This is a genomic window from Rhizobium sp. Pop5 (assembly GCF_024721175.1).
Taxonomy (GTDB): Bacteria; Pseudomonadota; Alphaproteobacteria; order Rhizobiales; family Rhizobiaceae; genus Rhizobium.
Genome location: NZ_CP099399.1, coordinates 3147765 through 3165519, shown reverse-complemented (window position 1 = coordinate 3165519; position 17755 = coordinate 3147765). Strand labels below are relative to the sequence as shown.

16 protein-coding genes are annotated in these 17755 nt (G+C 59.5%); 8 read left to right on the top strand and 8 right to left on the bottom strand.

What is annotated here, in order from left to right; translation table 11 throughout:
• The first annotated feature begins 65 nt into the window (after positions 1-65).
• Positions 66-365, top strand: coding sequence for a hypothetical protein (locus NE852_RS17880; RefSeq protein WP_008534941.1), 300 nt, complete (start codon positions 66-68; stop codon positions 363-365).
• Positions 366-437: 72 nt separating this feature from the next.
• Here the strand turns inward: NE852_RS17880 and NE852_RS17875 are convergent, their stop codons facing one another.
• On the bottom strand, positions 438-1094 hold the full coding sequence (locus NE852_RS17875) for a sugar transferase (RefSeq protein ID WP_037175035.1): 657 nt from the start codon (positions 1092-1094) through the stop codon (positions 438-440).
• Between the two features lie 452 nt (positions 1095-1546).
• Here NE852_RS17875 and NE852_RS17870 point away from each other — a divergent pair, with 452 nt between their 5' ends.
• A complete protein-coding gene (locus tag NE852_RS17870) occupies positions 1547-2287 on the top strand; it encodes a Crp/Fnr family transcriptional regulator (RefSeq protein WP_037175033.1) in 741 nt (246 codons plus the stop codon).
• Positions 2288-2362: 75 nt separating this feature from the next.
• Here NE852_RS17870 and NE852_RS17865 read toward each other — a convergent pair whose 3' ends face one another.
• Together NE852_RS17865 and NE852_RS17860 are read right to left on the bottom strand one after the other, a co-directional pair.
• Positions 2363-3385 (bottom strand): glycosyltransferase family 2 protein, encoded by a 1023-nt coding sequence (locus NE852_RS17865; protein ID WP_037175039.1) that lies wholly within the window; start codon positions 3383-3385, stop codon positions 2363-2365.
• 25 nt (positions 3386-3410) lie between these two features.
• Positions 3411-4322, bottom strand: a complete 912-nt coding sequence (locus tag NE852_RS17860) for a glycosyltransferase (protein WP_008534933.1) — start codon at positions 4320-4322, stop codon at positions 3411-3413.
• Positions 4323-4630: 308 nt separating this feature from the next.
• On the opposite strand from NE852_RS17860, the gene NE852_RS17855 reads away from it, so the two are divergent.
• Positions 4631-4930: a membrane protein gene (locus NE852_RS17855; RefSeq protein ID WP_008534931.1), complete on the top strand. Its 300-nt coding sequence runs from the start codon at positions 4631-4633 to the stop codon at positions 4928-4930.
• Positions 4931-4950: 20 nt separating this feature from the next.
• Here NE852_RS17855 and NE852_RS17850 read toward each other — a convergent pair whose 3' ends face one another.
• From NE852_RS17850 to NE852_RS17830, 5 genes are all read right to left on the bottom strand, one after another.
• Positions 4951-6420: a hypothetical protein gene (locus tag NE852_RS17850; RefSeq protein ID WP_008534929.1), complete on the bottom strand. Its 1470-nt coding sequence runs from the start codon at positions 6418-6420 to the stop codon at positions 4951-4953.
• Between the two features lie 122 nt (positions 6421-6542).
• Positions 6543-7928: a polysaccharide biosynthesis/export family protein gene (locus tag NE852_RS17845; RefSeq protein ID WP_258155893.1), complete on the bottom strand. Its 1386-nt coding sequence runs from the start codon at positions 7926-7928 to the stop codon at positions 6543-6545.
• A 4-nt stretch (positions 7929-7932) separates the two neighbouring features.
• Positions 7933-8946 (bottom strand): glycosyltransferase family 2 protein, encoded by a 1014-nt coding sequence (locus NE852_RS17840; RefSeq protein WP_205621995.1) that lies wholly within the window; start codon positions 8944-8946, stop codon positions 7933-7935.
• Positions 8943-10706, bottom strand: coding sequence for a tyrosine-protein kinase domain-containing protein (locus NE852_RS17835; RefSeq protein WP_008534916.1), 1764 nt, complete (start codon positions 10704-10706; stop codon positions 8943-8945). The genes NE852_RS17840 and NE852_RS17835 overlap by 4 nt, the downstream gene beginning before the upstream one ends.
• Positions 10707-10822: 116 nt before the next feature.
• Complete coding sequence (locus NE852_RS17830) at positions 10823-11524, bottom strand: sugar transferase (RefSeq protein ID WP_008534914.1); 702 nt, start codon at positions 11522-11524, stop codon at positions 10823-10825.
• A gap of 462 nt (positions 11525-11986) precedes the next feature.
• On the opposite strand from NE852_RS17830, the gene NE852_RS17825 reads away from it, so the two are divergent.
• The 5 genes from NE852_RS17825 (at position 11987) to NE852_RS17805 (ending at position 17749) form a co-directional block, all read left to right on the top strand.
• A complete protein-coding gene (locus NE852_RS17825; RefSeq protein ID WP_008534912.1) occupies positions 11987-12724 on the top strand; it encodes a Crp/Fnr family transcriptional regulator in 738 nt (245 codons plus the stop codon).
• Positions 12724-14070 (top strand): glycosyltransferase family 4 protein, encoded by a 1347-nt coding sequence (locus NE852_RS17820; RefSeq protein ID WP_258155892.1) that lies wholly within the window; start codon positions 12724-12726, stop codon positions 14068-14070. Before NE852_RS17825 ends, NE852_RS17820 begins: the two co-directional genes overlap by 1 nt.
• Positions 14067-15311: a glycosyltransferase family 4 protein gene (locus NE852_RS17815; protein ID WP_008534894.1), complete on the top strand. Its 1245-nt coding sequence runs from the start codon at positions 14067-14069 to the stop codon at positions 15309-15311. The genes NE852_RS17820 and NE852_RS17815 overlap by 4 nt, the downstream gene beginning before the upstream one ends.
• 78 nt (positions 15312-15389) lie before the next feature.
• A complete protein-coding gene (locus tag NE852_RS17810; protein WP_008534891.1) occupies positions 15390-16871 on the top strand; it encodes a lipopolysaccharide biosynthesis protein in 1482 nt (493 codons plus the stop codon).
• Positions 16872-16921: 50 nt separating this feature from the next.
• The gene (locus tag NE852_RS17805; protein ID WP_008534888.1) at positions 16922-17749 is read left to right on the top strand and encodes a glycoside hydrolase family 16 protein; all 828 of its coding nucleotides are present in this window, start codon (positions 16922-16924) and stop codon (positions 17747-17749) included.
• Positions 17750-17755 lie beyond the last annotated feature (6 nt).

Sequence of the window (17755 nt, the reverse complement as noted above, 5' to 3'; positions counted from 1 at the left end):
TTCGGGTTTTGTCATGTCATTGAAGGCGACAATAGCTTGAAGGAGGCGTGAAGAGAGGGGTCGTAATGCTGAAGAGCGCGCTCGTCGTGGTTGCAGTCTCCATCGCTGCCGGAGCGACCATTCGCGCCTGGGCCTTTGTGGTTTTCGCATTTCTGCTGGTCACGGCCTTGGGCATCGTGATTTTGCTGAAGGGTTCCTCTTTGACGGAAACGATCGTTTCCTGCCTCGAAATGCTTCTCGTTATGGAGATATGTTATCTGGCGGGCCTCTTTGCCTTTTCCCTGGGGGGGCATATTCAAAAGCGCCGGAAAAAGAATTCCATTGCTGAGCGTTCGCATGTGACCGGCAAGGGCCCCAATGGATGAAATCATCACGTTTGCGGTGCTGCGCTGCGCGAGAGAGGCGCGGGCGCGATCTTCAGACTTTGCGCGAGATGCTTAGGAGTCCAGTCTGGGCAATAGAGCGTGCCGGGAAAGCTGGGCAGAGAGCGTTTTCGCCATGATCACGAAGTCCCATGCAAACGTCCAATTGGATAAGTATTCGACGTCGAGAGCAAGCTTCGTCTGATAGCTGGCGTCGCTGTGCGCACCGGTCCGCCAATGGCCGGTAAGGCCCGGACGGACGCTCATGTAGGCATAGGCATGCTCGCCGTAACGCGGCAATTCTTCTTTTGTAATCGCGCGCGGCCCGACGAGGCTCATTTGACCGAACAGCACGTTGATCAGCTGCGGAAGCTTGTCGAGCCTTGATCGTACGAGGGTATCGCCGATGACGGTCAAATGAGGATTGAGCGTCGCTTCGGCGCTTGCCGTGCGAAACCTGAGGCAACCAAACTCTTTCCCCTTATAACCGACCCGAATATGGCTTTTGAAAATGGGTCCCCGATCACTTAGCGTGACAATGGCTGCCACTGACAGAAGGAGCGGCGACAGCAGGAACAGGAGGCCCGCTGCAATGATAATGTCCAATGCGCGCTTTAGCATTCTGCTGATCGCATGAGATTGTGACGAATTGAACGGACGTCTTTGCTGCCGGGCCTTGGCGAAACTCTGCCAAGGTTCCATGAGGTTCATGCCCTGATTTTTTCCCGCCACCCGTATCTCCGTCAGCCCATGGTAGAAATCACAGCCAAAGCTTGTGTTAATGCAGGTTTAATGTCTGTGACCGCGGTCATATCCGGGAATAAATTCTTTGTGTTCTAAAGTGTATTTTGTGAATAAGCGAGGTAATAATTCTTAAATGATGTGGATTTTTGAAGAAATTACTTTAGAGTTTTTTGTTATCAATGGATGTGCTTGAGATTTTGAATTTTGTTCATTGAGCGAGTAATTGTATTTTATCGTATAAAAACGCCAGTTGATTAAAATTTCGCTTTTGTCTCTAGAATTGTTTATGATTTATTACTTATACAAAAGTGAGGAATCGTCATAATAGCGTATAACTTAAACACGTAGTTTTTATTATGCTGTTGTTTTACTTTCTAGTTTAACATAATACGAATGTTATTGACGGCAATAGGCCAATTTGTCTGCGTGGAGTTTCGCGTATGGGCGGGGTAGTTACCATCAGGGGCGACAAGACCGGAAGAAATACCTCAGGAATAAGCGAGGTGGATACTTTCCGGCCTGGTGTTCAATACGGTGGCGGAGCGAATTTGGATCACGAGTTCCCGTTTTCCCGGTCGAGTATTCGGAAATTTCGCCGTGGTGAAGTCATTGCCGGTGCCGGTGTCCTCATCGACATTTTCGCCCGCGTACAGCGCGGAATGGTAAGTGCGAGCACGCCTTTGCCTGACGGTCGGGAGTTCATCGTTGAATTCATTCCGAAGGGCGGCTTGATCGGCGAGCTGGAGGTACTGCGCAAGCAGCCTCTCAGTCTCGAATATCGGGCCTTGTCGGTTTGCGAACTGCATTTCTTCGACGGGCGCTTGCTACGGGAATTTTGCGCAAACAATCCGCAATTTCAGGTGAAAATCCTGTCGAAGGCCTTGGCGCGCGTTTCCGAACTCGAACTGCGTCTCATTTCCAATGCCGGGTCGAATTTAAGGCAGAGATTGGCCCGGACACTGCTGCGTCTTTCCGCCGTCTACAGGACGGATGCGCAGAATGGCGGCGACGAGCTCATCATCTCCCAGCATGATCTTGCCGCGACGCTGCCGGCATCGCGTGAAAAGGTCAATCAGTGCCTGCGGCGCTTGCGCGAGGGCAAGGTGGTCGATGGGGCACAGGGCAAGATCCGCATTCTCAATCGAAAGGCGCTGGAAGCTTATGCCGAGGGCGATGCATGAGGCGGCTGGATAAAGGCAAATAGAATAAGGGAAACCCGTCGAGACCCGCCGCCTGGCCGGTTGCGGCCGTATGCTTTAGACCTCGCTCTCCGAAGCGTTCTTCCAGTATTTCCATCCTTCGCCCTGGATCAGTCCGTGATCGGACAGATCCTTCCAGCTTCGGTAAGTGCCAGTATCGTCATAGACGAAATGATCGATCTCCTTACTCGAGGAATAAACGGTATATTCCTCCGTATGTTCAGCGCGGTGCGCCGCATCGGCGACCTTGTGTACGAAGGTCGACAGGAACTTGAAATGCAGGAGAGCGCCGGATACGCCGGGCGCCCCGCGCATCTCGCCCAAATTTAGGGAAAGCGGCCAGACCTGGTGCGACGACTTGAGGAACAGGCGTTCGCCGGCAACATAGACCAGGGGTATCTTGTTGAGCGCGGGGCCGTCCCAGAGCCGATTGCGGAAATAGACGCGCCCGCGGACGCCGCCCTTGATCCATATCGTCCGATTGCGTTTGTCGAAATGCGCGACATAACCGGATCGGTCGAAGAGATTGCAGACCTCCAGCGGGTTTCGACCGGGTTCGCATATGTTTTCAAGAACCGGGTGCGGGCTGTACATATCGATCATGACCGAGCGGAGGGAGTGGCCGCCCATGGATTCGATGTAGGCGGTCAATTGATCGATCGGCCGGATGTCGCAATGCGGATAGACCAGGAACTCGTCCGCATCGACATAGAGGACCCATTTGTCCCGGCAATGGCGATTGATGACTTCGTTGATCCAGTCGTTTCCGAACCTCGCTGCCTTATAGGACCCATGAGCGGAAATCAGGGAAACGTCGTCGAAGCCTGACAGCAATTCGATGGTGCCATCCGTCGAGCCGTTGTCGATACAGATGAAGTGCTCGAAGCCGAGATCGCGATAATATTGCAGGAAGAATGCCAGCCGGTGCCCTTCGTCACGGATCACGCAGATGAGGACGTGACGCGCCTGCTTGAGGCCGCTGCGCAGCCTGTTGTAGCGAAGCTGCCGGGCCTTGAGCGAGCGACGCAGGCGAGCTTTGACATAGTGCGAGATGCTGGCGGCGGAAGCGGCATAGCTCATCTCGGGGCGAACCAACAATGCATCGTCATACGGCATAGTCGCCGACCAGGAGGCTCTGGACCCGCGGATTGGGTCCGCCATTCTCGATGGCGTTGTGGATGCGCGCCCGTATCGACCGGTATTTATACAGCATCTTACGATCGAAGCTTATTCCGCGATACAGCGAGTTATAGATCGGATGTGCCTTGCGCAGGTCGACATAGACTTGGCTTTCCGTGTCGGTCCACGGAAAGAAGGTTCCATGCCACGGCTTTGGATGCGCCATATAATGGACGATCGACAAGGAGGACATGTTGACGAGGTGAAGGAACTGCTTGGGGAAATTCCAGCGGTTCGATATCAGGATGAGCGAGGTGCCGCAGACATAGTTCAATGCGCCCTGATCATGCTTGCCATCGCATGCTTCGGGATTTCTGGCAAAAAGTTCGAGCGCCTCCTGCCCGATCCAGCCGTTGCGATGGAACTTCAGGACACCGGCGTTGAAATAGTGGCTGTTCTTTCCTGTGGCGAGAAAGTCGTGGATCGCCGTGTAGTCGCGGGCCGCGAAAAACCGGCCCTCGGGAACGGCGGCGCTTTCGAATGCGCCGAGATCGCTGACGATCTGCGTATCCCCATCAAGGTAGATGATCTGGGTATAGTTGGCGGGCAGGACTTCGCAAAGGACCAGTTTGGCCATCGTGCTGACACTGATGCGTCCCTGAAAATGCGAACCGTCGAGCTTGCCGAGCGAATCCTGCAGCGCTTCGGCCGCATCGATCAATTCGACCCTGCTTGCCGCAAGCAGCGCTTTAAGCTCTTCGAAATTGGCGAGATGTTCGGACATGAGGACGCAGACATCTGTTGCAGGGCTTGCAAATTTGCGAGCCTGGAGCGCCGACAGAATGGTCGGAAAAGAATACTCGACGTCCGTGACGTAAACGATGCATTGGTTGTTCATGTCATCACCCTTCCGGTTGCCTGCAATAGCAGCGAAGCATTGTTGTCCTGCAGGTCGAGGGAACAGTTGTTGATAGAGCCGACGGACCTGTCGTATGACGGCCCAGTCCTGTATATATTGCGGCTGGCAGACCTGCCCGTTGGATGGAACGGCGCCTGGCTGCCGGCGGCTTTGGGATGATTCATTGTTGAGATATTCGCCATGAAGAGTGCCTTGCCTGTCTCGAGGCTGTGTTTTGATATCGTGTTCCGCGGGTCGAGGGTTACCGCGCGGACCGCTGTCGGGATGCAGAGGGAAGGAGGATTGTCATGCTGATCACCGCACTCGTGGCCGCTCTGGTTTCGATCGCTGCCGGCACTTCCATCCGGGCCTGGGCCTTCGCAATATTCGCGTTCCTTGTGGCAATCGGCTTCGGCAGGGTGACTTTCGCGGACGGGTCTTCCGTAGCTGCGGCGATGCTTTCCGGCATTGCTATCCTCGTGCTCATGGAAATCGGCTATGTCGCGGGCGTGTTCCTGTCCGGATTTGTACGGCGCAGCGCCAGGTCGCGGGAAAGCAGTTCCGCCGCAGACAGTGTCGCTGCCGCGAGCGAGCGTCAGCAAGGCTGATGTCGGGATAAAATCGGCGATCATCGCGTTACCAACGTCGGCGTTCTCGTAAGAGACGCCGAAGCCTCCGGTGGGCGCCGGTTCGTGAGCATCCGGGCGGCCGGATGCCGTGCGATGTAGGGGTCTGCCAGACACCCCGCCGCCAGACCGGCGGTGGTGCTGAACAACAGACCAAGATCGGTACCGCTTCCCGAGATTGCCGCCGAGCCGATCTGCGCAATGGATGCCATGATCGCGGCGTTTCCGATCGCATGCGTCTCGCGATCGCCGGATATGCGCCGGCCGGACGCTCTCAAAAGGCTGTAGAGGAAGCTGGCGAAAAGAAGGGTGCCGGTCAATCCGACATTGGACAGCAATGCGGCAATGAAACTTGAGGCCCGAACCGTGCCGAGCCCGGCGCCGAAAGTGGCGGTGTCGACGAAGGCGATCAATGCCAGCGTGTTCCAGGCGGTGCGTTCTTCGCCGGATTGCGACTGGAGCTTGTCCGAGACGGTGGTGTTCACGAGACCGGCAACGGAATCCCATGCATCGGGGACAAGGCTGAGCGCGACGATGGCGCAAGGGATCAGGAACAGCGTGATCACCAGGAACGTCACGTGCGAGGCGGCGGTCGGGCCGCGGATCAGTCGCTTCAGGCAGAACAGCACGAACATGCAGACGGCGATGACACCTGCGATATAGGCGGTTGTCGATGTGCACAGAACGATCGTCGGGCCGATGAGGAGAGTTGCAAGCCCCGCCAGGCCGCTTTGAACGCGCTCCAGCCAAAGCATGAGCGCGAAGCAGAAATAAGCCAATGCGACGGCGCCGTACATGCTCGCCTCGGGAAAGGGACCGACGATGCGCTTGAAGCCGTGGATCGCCTCGGCCGTATGCATCGTATAGTTCGCATTTCTGATGATATCGAGCAGCTGCGACTGGCCGGTCAGGAACGTTCCCCAATCGATAAGCGCGAAGGCGAAACATACGATCGAGGCTATGATCAGCTGCCGCGAGATGAAACGGGCATATCCCAGTCTCGCAAGCCCGGCGACGACCGCAAAGCAGGCGAGGTCACCCAGCAAATAGACGGACTGGCTGAGATTGGATGAGCCGGGAGCGAGCGGAGCGGCCACCGTCGACATCATGCCGGAGGGGTCTCGTGCGGAGGAATAGACGAGGGTCGCACCGGCAAAGATACGGGGCAGGAAGAAAGACGACACCACGGAAAACAGGATATAGGCGGCAAACCAGAAGCTGGGACCCGGATAGGCGAGGCTTGTGAGCGTGGCCTGCGTCTGAACGGGGCGCAGCAGGACGGCCGCGACGAGAAAGAGCACCAGAAGATGGCTCGGCTGAATGCTGCTGCCGCCAAGAGCGGGCAACTGCAGAGCGGCTGCGGCGCCGAGCAGCGTCAGCAGGCAAAGGGCCACGATCGCGAAGCGCGCACCGTTGACCATGGTGAGCACGCCAAGGAAGAGGGTGATGAAGCCGATCGGTTCTATCGACATGTTTCCGCTCCCGATCCCAGAGGAGAACCGCCGGGGCAGCGCTTTTGCCGAAGACCGGCGTCCACTTTTCGGCTTGCCCGGAGCGAAAGCCGCCGGCTGTCGTCGATGATCACAACAGCCTCCTAATTCGATCCCGCCTGGGATATCCAGCCGGCGGCCGCGCGATTGTCCACGGCCACATCGGACAATGGAGCTGTCGAGCTCTGCCTTTGCGGCGCGCCCTCAGGCTGCGGCTGTGATGGCGATGCCTGAAGGGCGGTGTCCAAACCGATTTCGACGAGATCATGCGGCAGCAATGCCGTTTGCTCGTCCGCCACGATGGTACAAGAGGTTCCGTCGTCGTTGCGACGGACGATCCTGTAGTTCTTCTGCGCTCTGCCGACGCCCGGCGTCTCTGCATGGATCTGGGCGAGTTGAGCATCGTAGCCGGCCTGCTCGCCCAGAAGCTGCGCCACCTGTATATCGATCGCCGCCCTGCCGATTGCGAGATTGACCTGGTTCAGCAGATCCTGATTTTCACTGTTCTGCCTGTTGACGATGTTGATCTTGGAGCGGTCGGCCTCGCTGAGGCCCTGGCGAGCCGTGGTGAGGGCAACTTCAAGATCGATCAGCGTGCCTTGAGCGTCCGCGACCCAGCGGTCGACCGAAACCTGGCGGGAGTTGCTGACAAGGCCCTTGGTCACGAGGCTGTTGACGTTGTCCAATTCCTTCTGGGCAAGCTCGATCTGCCGTTTTTGCGTGCTGATCTTGGCCTCGAGCGACTCGACCTGCTGTCCATAGAGACGGGTGAGATCGTTGGCCGCTTCGATCTGGCTGTCGATGTCGATGCGCCGCAGCCGCATCAGGTTCAATTCCTGGGCCTTCAGCTTGTCCACATCCGGCGTACCTACGAGTTCGGCAGGGATCTCGAAACTCTGCTCGCCGGCGATTTCGGCGCGCAGGCGTGCCTGGCGCATCAGGAGATCGCGCCGGTTGAGAACGGCGGTTCGATAGGAGCCGGCGGCTTGGATCCGGTCGCGCTCGTAGTAGGTATTGTCCTCGCGTTCCCGCAGAAAGCCGCCGGCGATGCTGACGGCCTTCATGACGGTCATGTTGGGTTCGAAGGGATAGCGCCCGGGGGTCTGGACGGTTCCGGTCACGAAGATCGGCGCATGTTCGGCAATCTCCAGGGCGATATACGGCTTGCCCGGAAGTTGCGCCTTTTCACCCAGCGCGCTGGCGATGGCATCGGCGAGTTCTTCGGTCGTCTTTCCGGTTGCCTGCACCTGGCCTGCGATCGGAATCGAGAGGTTGCCGGCGTCGTCGATGGTGTAGACACCGTCGAGCGCCTCCCAGCTGGCATAGCGCGAATCTGTAGAGCGCCATTCGACGACGCGCAGCCTTACCTTGTCTTCCGGCACGAGCGAAAATGTCTGCGCGTGAGCGGCGCTCCAACCGGCCATGAAGCAGAATGCCAGCAGGGCAAGTGCCGCTGAGATGAGGCGATCGGACAAGGAGGTGCGCTGCATCGGTCTATCTCCGTTTCGTTGCGATCGACGGCGAAGGCATTTCGCGCGGCAGGGGATTGGCGAATTCGAGAATGCGGGACGGAGAGGCGCGGCCGACGAAAAGGTCGGACAGCGCCAGCAGATTGCCGTTCAAACGTCCCCACCGGTCGATCAGGCGGTCGTTGGACAGAATGCCCGACGCATTCGCCAGAATGTTGCGGCCGATCTGCGTGATCGCGCGGCCCTTCGACATCGTGCCCTTGCGGATCAGGTAGGCGGGATTGGCAACCTGCGAATAGCCGAGCCTGCGGCCGGGCTGGCGTCCGGATCTGACGCCGAGATGCACGCCGCGGGCGCCTTCTACGCGCACGGACCTGCCATAGCGGGCGATGGACCTGCTGAAGTCGACATCCTCGAGCCAGCCATAAAGCGGCAGCGCTTCGTCAAAGCTGACCGCGTGCTCGATGACGGGTGAAAGGCGGACCGCCATGTTGCATCCGTAGGCGTTATAGACATCCGTCACCTGCTCGGCGGCTTCACCCGCGGTTTCGAGAACCCGCAGCGCTTCCGACATGTGGAGGCCGCCGTCCAGGACGCCGTCGGCGAGAACTTCGCCCGTGGCGATCACGACCTCGGGCTTCGTCGCGAAGACGTTCGCCATGCGCGACAGGAAGGTGGCGGCCGGAATGAAGTCGTCGTCCAGGAAGATCAGGATATCGGTATCGGCGGCGGCTGCCTGGATGATCCTGTTGCGCTGGGAGGTCAGGCCGCGGCTGCCGACGATGATGTCGAGGCCGCGACGGTCGGTGAGCCCGGCGGCGTCGTCGATCACAGGCACACAGACGATAAGCCGTTCCGCCTGGTCCGGCAGGCCGGCGAGATAATCGACCGTCTCCCGCAGTATCGAAGCGCGGCCCGCCGAAGCGATGCCGAAGGCAATTCTCAACGGACGGCCTGCATGCCCCGCCATGGCTTCGGGGCCGCAGGGAGCCGGCGTCGACCCGCCGTGACTGGTTGCTCCTGCCGAAGGTAAGGTCATGACTGCATTCTCTTCGGTGCATGGTTGATGACCGCGCCCAGGATTTCGGCGCCGACATTGCGCATGGTGTCGATGACGCGCGTCGTATCGTCGATCGAGGTGCGCCCATGCGAAGTGATCACGAGGACCCCATCCAGCTCCGGCGCAATGGCATTGGCGTCAGGCGACGTGGAGAAGGCGGAAATGTCGACGAATATGGCGTCGAATTCCTTCTTTAGCTCGGCGAAGCTTAGCTGCGTGCGACGGGAACTCAGGCGAATGGCCGGCGTCACCGCTTCGACCTTGCCGAGGGGAAGAAACTTCAGAGTCGGGGCGAGCGGCAATGCGGCCGTCTGTATCAACTCGCCATTGTCGAGAACATCGACGAGACCAATGGAACTATGGGGGGCGATCGATTTGCTGAGCGAGGATTTCTGCGCAGCCGCATCGATCAGCAGCGTTCGCGCCCCCGATATTGACGACAAAACCGCAAGTTCATAAGCGATGGTCGATGCCCCGTTGCCGGGATCGACGGCGACCACACCGATGACAACCCGGCGTTTGCGCCGAAGGCCGACGACCGTCGCGCTGAGTTCCGCCATGCCGGGAATGACGGGATAGGTGGTCGCGGTGCTGCTGCCCGCGCCGGCGGCGGGGGACCGCGCGAATTGTCCATTGCGGGTCTTCGTCGACCTCGACAGCAAAGTGACGAAGGGCAGCCCATTGACTTCCGCGATCTGATGGGGCCGGACGATCCGGCGGTCGCCGGCGTGCCTGATGATGGCGAGCGCCAGGCCAACGCCGAGGCCAACGGCGCCCGCGAAGGCGATGATGAGTGTGCTGCGCGGTCTTGCCTTCGAGAGCGGCAGCGTTGCCCGCGAAACGATCGTGGCGTCGGACACGGGATAGGTTATGCGCTGCTTGGCTTCGGTCAGCTGGGTCAGGGTGCTTTCATAAAGGGTGCGGCGGGCATCCGTCGCGCTCTGCAGTTCCGCGAGCTTGAACTGATCGCGCGGCGTATTGGTAAAGGTGCTCAAGGCGCTGGCGGCATCGGCCAGACCGCGCTGCTGTTCCCTGATGAATTTCTCCAGCCAATCGCTATATTGCCGGGAGGCGTCGGCCTTCATGGCGATGTTCTTCTGGATATATTGCGTGGCGAGCGTATCGGCGATGGCGACAGCCTTCTGAGGGGTCGATGCCGAAGCCGATATCTCGATGATCGTCGAGCTTCCGATCCGACGTATTTCGATCATGTTCACCAGCGTGGCGATCGCCCAGTCGTGGAGCCGCTCTTCCTCCGTCTGCGGCTGTGCGCCGCGCGTTCCTTTGCCTGCGGCTTCCTGCGATGCCGTCTCCGTTTGCGAAGAAATCCCCATCAGCCAGTTCTTCGTCCTATCCTGCAGCGAAGGCTCTCGATCGACAAACTCGGGATCGCTGTCGAGATCGAGCACTCTTACCGTTCCGCCGACGACGTCGCTGGACCTGGCGATCTCCAGCTGACCTTCTATGAAAGCGTCTTCTGCGAAAGCCCTCTGTGCTTCGGTGCCGCTCACCTGGGGAAAGATCACAAGCTGCGTGCTGGCGACGAAAGCCGGCACGGCGGTCACGAGGTAACCTGCCGCCATTGCGAGGAAGACGACGGTCGTCGCCACGATCCACAGCCAGCGCATCCTGAGAAAAAAGAGCATATCCCGCGGGGTCAGCGGCGAATTGCTCCCGCCGTTGGACGCCGGAGGCAGGGATATCGGGGAAACGCCGCTGAAGATCGTGCTTGAGGTCATGTCGTCCTAATCCAAAATGGCGAGACTACGGGAGAACCAGGTGTTGGCAGCTTGGAGGGGACGGGGGAGCAGCGCATCTTCCGATTTCCGGCATGATCGGCAGTTCCCCTGGATGCTCAGTAAGAGCCGCGCTGCGAAAACAGAGCAGGTATGGTCTTCGCGATGATGACGAAGTCCCGAGCGAGCGACCAGTTGTTGAGATAGTGAACGTCGAGGGAAACCCGATACTCGTAGCTGACGTCGTTGCGTCCGCTGGTTTGCCAGTGACCGGTGAGGCCTGGGCGGACGGCCATGTAGGCCCACATGTGCTCGCCGTAACGAGGCAACTCCTCGACGGTGATCGGACGGGGACCGACAAGGCTCATTTCGCCGCGCACGATGTTGATGAGCTGAGGAAGCTCGTCGATGCTCGAGCGCCGCAATATATCGCCGACGGCGGTAATTCTCGGATCGTCCTTCAGCTTGCGCGTCGCTTCCCATTCGCTGCGCGCAGCCGGATTGCTTTTCAACAGTTCGGCAAGCTGGGCGCTTGCATCGGTCTTCATGGTCCGGAATTTGAGGCATCCGAACGGTGCCCCGCCGACGCCGACGCGCGTATGGGAATAGAAGACCGGGCCGCGGTCGGAGAGCTTCACGATCAAGGCGACGAACAGCAGAAGCGGGGCGAGCAAGACCAGGGCGGTGATCGCGATAACAAGGTCTATCGCCCGTTTGGATGATCTGCTTGCCGCATGCGGCCGCGACGAATGGAGATCGCTGCCTTTTGCCGGCCTTCCGACGCGCGACCAGCCCTCGAAACTATGTGCTTCCCATGTCATCGGTGGTCTCCAAAACATCCGGTCAAGAACCGTCCGAACTTTGCTGCGCCGCAACGTGGTTGTCTGTTACCAAGGTCATAATCCTTAATAATTTCTTTATGCTACTACACGGCACAACCGAGTTTCGACTACCAATTCCCGCCCTATTTTCAGTCATATCAATGATATAACTTACCAAGAGGTGATTAATCCCCGTAAATTCATCTATAATTTTGATGTCACCATTTCGATTGTTGCTGCTTTTTAACTCACCAAGACTGTTTAATTAGCAGATAGTCCCGGATGGCGCGGCTTCTTCGATATTTTGAATTCAGCTAATGATGTAATTTTTGGTTCTCAACTAAATGTAGACTTCATCTTTACGCTGTCTCTTCGTGATGTTATTTGACTTCAATATTAAAGTAATATAAATGATGCAGTGCAGCATTGCCTATGGTCATTCTAGTACTAGGAGTTATGCGCATGGATGGAGTGACGCACGTATCGGATCGTAGGTCCGGCCTCGGCAAGGCGGGGATTCCCGCCGGAGGGGGCATTCATCTCAGCAGCCGCATCGTTCTCGATGACGATTTCCTTTCCTGCCGCTCGAGCGTTCGACGTTTTCGCCGCGGCGAGGTCATTGCCGGGGCCGGCGTCCTCGTCGATACTTTCGCACGCGTGCAGTCGGGACTGGTCAGTGCGAGCACGATGCTGCCGGACGGACGGGAGTTCATCGTCGAGATCATTCCGAAATCAGGCCTCATCGGCGAGCTCGAGGTCTTGCGCAGGCAGACGTTGACCCTCGAATACCGGGCCAGCTCCAATTGCGAGCTGCATTTCTTCGAGGGCCGGCTGCTGCGCGATATGTACGCCAGCGATCCCTCCTTCCGGGAAAGGGTCTTCTCCAGGGCGCTGGCGCGTATCTCCGAGCTTGAACTCAGGATCATTGCCAATGCCGCGTCGACCCTGCAGGCAAGATTGGCCAGCACATTGCTGCGGCTCTCCGCCGTTTACGCAAAAGATGCGGCCAACAACGGGGATGAATTGATCATCTCGCAAAACGACCTGGCTGCGACGCTGCCGGCGTCCCGCGAGAAGGTCAACCAGTGCCTGCGACGGCTGCGGGAATGCAAGATTATTGACGGAGGGCAGGGCAGGATCCGCATTGTCAACCGCAAGGCCCTCGAGGCTTGCGCCAACGGCGCGGTCTCGGTGAAGTGATGCGCCCGTCGCTGCCCGACGTCCTGCGATCCACCGCAAATGTCAGTCGTTTTCCCGGCCTCGGCAGGACAAAGATCGACCGCGTGGTGATCATCGACGACTATTCGACCGCCAGGGGTGGCGCGACGGCGCTGGCCGTGCTGTCGGCCAAGCTGTTTCGCGGCCTCGACATTCCCGTCACTTATATCTGCGGAGACGGCGCGGCCAATGCGGAGCTTGCCGCGCTCGGGGTCTCGATGGTCGGGCTGAACAGCCGCGACCTGCTCAGCGCCGAGCGCGCGAAGGCCTTCGTGACTGGCATCCATAATAGCGCCGCCATCCGCATGGTGGCGAACTGGATTGCCGCAAAAGACACGGCCAATACTGTCTACCACGTCCATGGCTGGCACCAGATCCTCTCTCCCGCGATTTTCAGGGCGCTGGCGCCGGTCGCCGCGCGATGCGTGGTTCACGCGCATGATTTCTTCACGGCCTGCCCCAACGGCGCTTTTTTCGATTATCAGGCGCAGAAAATCTGCCTCCGTCGTCCGCTCGGCGGAAGCTGCATTGCCACGGCCTGCGACAAGAGAAGCTATTCGCACAAATTATGGCGGGTCGCCCGCGGCTCCAACATCCTGCGGCTGCTGAAGGATCGGGCCGAATTCGGCCGGGTCATCCTGCTGCATGAGAAGATGGCTGGCTTTCTCGTCGGCGCCGGCTATGGCCCCGAACGGCTGACGACGATCCGCAATCCCGTTGCTCCCTTGTCGACGAAGCGCGTCGAGGCGGAGGCTAACGATGAGTTCGTCTTCATCGGGCGGCTGGACGAGGAAAAAGGCGTGGAGGATGCGATAGCAGCCACGCGCAGGGCCGGCGTCAGGCTCTGCGTGATCGGGGACGGACCGCTGATGCCGCTGGTCCAGGCTTCGGGAGATCACGTCAGGGCCGTCGGCTGGCAATCGCACGCCGAGATCGGCCCGATCGTCCGCAAGGCGCGGGCGCTGCTGATGCCCTCACGCTATCCCGAGCCATTCGGTCTTGTCGCGATCGAAGCGGCCCGGAGCGGCCTGCCCGTCATCATGTCACGCAGCGCCTTTCTTGCCGAGGAAATGGAGAGAGCCGGCATGGCGCTCGCCTGCGATATGGCCGATGAAAGCGCCTTTGCCGATACTTTGACGCGATTCAGCCGCATGCCGGAGCATGAGGTCCGCGCCATGAGCGAGCGCGCTTTTCTGAGGTCGCCGGATCTTGCCTCGACACACGAGGAATGGCGCGACGCGCTCCTTGCCGAATATCACGGCCTGCTTTCGACGAATGCGGATTGCGAGCTGACAGACGGTGTGGCGATAGAAGGAGTATTCAGTTGACCCTTGAAGCAACAACCTCTCTTCCCGATGCGAGAGCCTTTCTCGCCGATGCGCCTGTCCTGGCGAAAAGACGTGCGGCCGAGGCCGGAAGCCAAAGCGACAACAAACAGCTTCGTGTCGCCATCGTGCATTATTGGCTCGTTTCGATGCGTGGCGGCGAGAAGGTCGTCGAAGAGCTGTGCCGCATGTTTCCGCAGGCCGACATCTTCACGCTCGTCTGCAACCGGGATCGCATCAGCAATTTCCTGAAGACGCGCAATATCCGCACCTCCTTCCTCCAAAAGATCCCCGGCGCGCAGCGCCATTACACCAAGATGCTGCCGCTGATGCCCTTCGCGCTCGAACAGTTCGATCTGCAGGACTACGATCTCGTGCTGTCGAGCGAATCCGGCCCTGCCAAGGGCATCATCACGCGCGCCGACGCCCTTCATATCTGCTATTGCCATTCGCCGATGCGATACATCTGGGATCAGTTCCATGTCTACCGGCATGGTCTTCCCTGGGTGGGGCGCGCCCTGATGTCGATCACCGCGCCGATGCTGCGTGCGTGGGACGTTACGACAGCCTCCCGCGTCGACATGTTCGTCGCCAATTCCGACTACGTCGCAAGCCGCATCCGCCGCTTTTACGACCGGGAGTCCGTCGTCATCCATCCGCCGGTTGCAGTTGACGATTTCGCGATCGGGAAGGGGAAGGGCGAGTTCTATCTCTATGCGGGGCAGCTGACCGCCTACAAGCGGCCCGATATCGCCGTTCGCGCCTGCACCGAGGCCGGCCGGAAATTGGTCGTGATCGGCGAGGGAGAGCAGTTGCCCTATCTGAAGTCGATCGCCGGACCGACCGTTGAGTTTCTCGGCCATCAGCCCTTCAACGTTCTGCGCGATCACATGTCGCGGTGCCGCGCCCTCCTGTTTCCCGGCATCGAGGATTTCGGCATCCTTCCTGTGGAAGTCATGGCATCAGGGCGGCCGGTTCTCGCTTTCGACGCCGGCGGCGCCAGGGAAACCGTTTCCTCGCCGCAGGTCGGATTCCGCTTCGCCCAGCAGACTACGGAAGCCCTGCTGGAAACGATGGCGGCGTTCGAGGAGGTCGAGGACGATATCGATCCGCAGGCGATCCGCGCGCACGCGCTGAAATTCTCCTCCACCGTGTTCCGCGATAGTCTGGCGGGCCTTATCGAGCAGCAATTGTCCCATCATGGCGACCGGGCGGCCGCCGTCTTCAAAAGACGGCCGGGCTGACGGCAGGCAACGGAGCTGCCTGCCGTACCACCGCGATCGAAGCCGTCTCCAACTGCCGACGAGGAATGATAACAGATCATGTCAAGCGTATCTCAGCGGACGGCGACGGCGAGCATCTGGACGATCAGCGGAAAATTCCTGGCGCGCCTGCTTGATTTCGTCAGCCTCCTTGTCCTCGCAAGGCTTTTGAGCCCGACGGATTTCGGCCTGGTCGCCATCGCGACCTCGGTGCTTGTCATCGTCGAGGCAGTCCTGGACCTGCCGCTGACGCAGGCACTGTTGCGCCAGCCGTCGCCTTCCGACGAGATGTTCGCCACTGCCTTCACCCTCAGCCTGCTTCGGGGGGCGGCCATCGGCCTGTTGATGATCTTCATTTCCTGGCCGATGGCCATAATCTATGACGACCACAGGCTTTTTGCCCTTGTCGCCGTTCTCTCGATTGCCCCCGCCATGCGCAGCATGATCAGTCCGCGCATGGTCCTCTTCATGCAGCGTTTCGATTTCAAACGCGAATTCGCGCTCGATCTCATCACCAAGGGATCGACATTGCTGTTCGGGGTTGGAGTGGCTGCGACGACCGGCAGCTATTGGGGGCTGGCGATCGGGGCGGTCGCGGGACCGACCGCCGCGATGATCACCTCCTACATCTTCGCGCCGATGCGGCCGGCTTTCGGCCTTTCCGAGTGGAAGCGTTTTCAGGACATGATCAGCTGGAATACCGTGTCGCAAGTGCTGAATTCGATCAACTGGCAGCTGGACCGGCTGCTGCTGCCGCGGTTCAGCGGGCTGTCGACATTCGGCGCCTATAGCGTCGCCGACAATATTGCCGGCATTCCATACCAAACCTTCGTCGGACCGCTGCTGCGCCCGCTGATGGCTGCATTCTCCACCGTCGAAGACCGCCGCAATCTGGTCGCTGCCTATCTGAAAGCGACGAATGCGATCACTTTCGTCGCGGCGCCCATCCTCATCGCGCTCGCCATGTTCGCCGAGCCGACCGTACGTATTCTTGTCGGCGAGAAATGGGCGCCGGCGGCGCCGATCCTGCAATGGCTCTGCCTCGTCAGCCTGCTTGGTCTTCCCACCAACATCATGCCGGCATTGGCCATGGTTCTGGACAATACCCGCTCCCTGGCGCTCAGGATGTTTGTCGAGTTCGCCGTCAGAGTGCCGGTCACCATCCTGGGCATCGTCTATTTTCAGGTGGCGGGGGCGCTCGGCGCGCGGATCGTCGCGGTGCTCGTCGCCTATGCCGCATCGCTCGTCATCACGAGGCGGATGATCGGCGCGAGTTTTGCCGCGCAGCTGAATGCCTATTGCCGGCCGCTGGTCGCCGGCCTGCCGATGATCCTTTTCCTGTTCTGGGCGGAGCCGATGCTGGCCGCCATGCCGACGGGCCTCAACCTGATCGTCGGGCTGGCGCTTTGCGGCGGGGCAGGTGCGGCGATCTTCTGGGTCTTCGCGCTGCTGGTATGGCAGATTCTGGGAAGGCCCGACGGCATCGAGACCATTATCGTTCAAAGGCTGATGCCGCGGCGCAATGAGATTCTCACTTCATGACAGAGACAAGTGCAGTCCAACGAATTGTTTGGCGTTTTTGGAGGCGCGGAATGCGTTACGGCATATCTTCCAAGGCTTTGGGTTTGCTCGTCGTCCTCGGCCTCGGGGCTTTACCCGGCCAGCCCAGCGTGGCCCAGGAACCGATCAACTTGAATGCGTACCAGCTGACGTTCGAGGAGAATTTCGACAGCCTCGACGTCTCTGCATGGGGAGAGAAAAGCTCCCGCTGGATCGCTCACACGCCTTGGAACGGCGATTTCGGCGATGCCCGCTTCACCGATCCGGCCCCCGGCTTTCCGTTCACCACCGATCAGGGCATCCTGAAGATCGAGGCGCGCAAGGGAGAGGACGGAACCTGGCGTTCGGGCCTGCTGTCGGCAGTGAACCCCAAAGGCGAAGGCTTCTCGCAGCAATTCGGCTATTTCGAAGTACGGATGAAGCTGCCGCCGGGCAAGGGGGTCTGGCCCGCCTTCTGGCTGATTGGGCTCGATCGGTCGAAGTATACGGCCGAGATCGACGTGCTCGAATACTATGGACGCGCGCCCTACGAGTTCAGCATGGGCTTTCATATCTGGCGCCAGGCCCAGGGCGGCCAGAATTCCACCGGCGGCCATTGGCAAACGGTTCAGGACGGAATTTTGAACAGCGACTATCATACCTACGGCGTCGATATCCAACCGGACAAGACGAGCTTCTACTTCGACCGCCAGTTCATCTGGAGCTTCGACACGCCGGAGGAGTTCCACATGCCGTTTTATCCGCTGGTGAACCTCGCTCTCGGCGCGGGCTGGCCGATCGATGAAACGCCGAACCCCTCCGCGCTACTCGTCGACTACATTCATGTCTACAAGCGCAAGCCCATCGACGCCGCCAATTGAAAAAAC

What these genes read in the sequence shown, in the direction of transcription:
- NE852_RS17810 (WP_008534891.1), top strand. Translation starts at nt 15,390, where the DNA reads ATGTCAAGCGTATCTCAGCGGACGGCGACGGCGAGCATCTGGACGATC.
- NE852_RS17865 (WP_037175039.1), bottom strand. Translation starts at nt 3,385, where the DNA reads ATGAGCTATGCCGCTTCCGCCGCCAGCATCTCGCACTATGTCAAAGCT.
- NE852_RS17825 (WP_008534912.1), top strand. Translation starts at nt 11,987, where the DNA reads ATGGATGGAGTGACGCACGTATCGGATCGTAGGTCCGGCCTCGGCAAG.
- NE852_RS17830 (WP_008534914.1), bottom strand. Translation starts at nt 11,524, where the DNA reads ATGACATGGGAAGCACATAGTTTCGAGGGCTGGTCGCGCGTCGGAAGG.
- NE852_RS17805 (WP_008534888.1), top strand. Translation starts at nt 16,922, where the DNA reads ATGCGTTACGGCATATCTTCCAAGGCTTTGGGTTTGCTCGTCGTCCTC.
- NE852_RS17880 (WP_008534941.1), top strand. Translation starts at nt 66, where the DNA reads ATGCTGAAGAGCGCGCTCGTCGTGGTTGCAGTCTCCATCGCTGCCGGA.
- NE852_RS17855 (WP_008534931.1), top strand. Translation starts at nt 4,631, where the DNA reads ATGCTGATCACCGCACTCGTGGCCGCTCTGGTTTCGATCGCTGCCGGC.
- NE852_RS17835 (WP_008534916.1), bottom strand. Translation starts at nt 10,706, where the DNA reads ATGACCTCAAGCACGATCTTCAGCGGCGTTTCCCCGATATCCCTGCCT.
- NE852_RS17860 (WP_008534933.1), bottom strand. Translation starts at nt 4,322, where the DNA reads ATGAACAACCAATGCATCGTTTACGTCACGGACGTCGAGTATTCTTTT.
- NE852_RS17820 (WP_258155892.1), top strand. Translation starts at nt 12,724, where the DNA reads ATGCGCCCGTCGCTGCCCGACGTCCTGCGATCCACCGCAAATGTCAGT.
- NE852_RS17870 (WP_037175033.1), top strand. Translation starts at nt 1,547, where the DNA reads ATGGGCGGGGTAGTTACCATCAGGGGCGACAAGACCGGAAGAAATACC.
- NE852_RS17850 (WP_008534929.1), bottom strand. Translation starts at nt 6,420, where the DNA reads ATGTCGATAGAACCGATCGGCTTCATCACCCTCTTCCTTGGCGTGCTC.
- NE852_RS17840 (WP_205621995.1), bottom strand. Translation starts at nt 8,946, where the DNA reads ATGACCTTACCTTCGGCAGGAGCAACCAGTCACGGCGGGTCGACGCCG.
- NE852_RS17845 (WP_258155893.1), bottom strand. Translation starts at nt 7,928, where the DNA reads ATGCAGCGCACCTCCTTGTCCGATCGCCTCATCTCAGCGGCACTTGCC.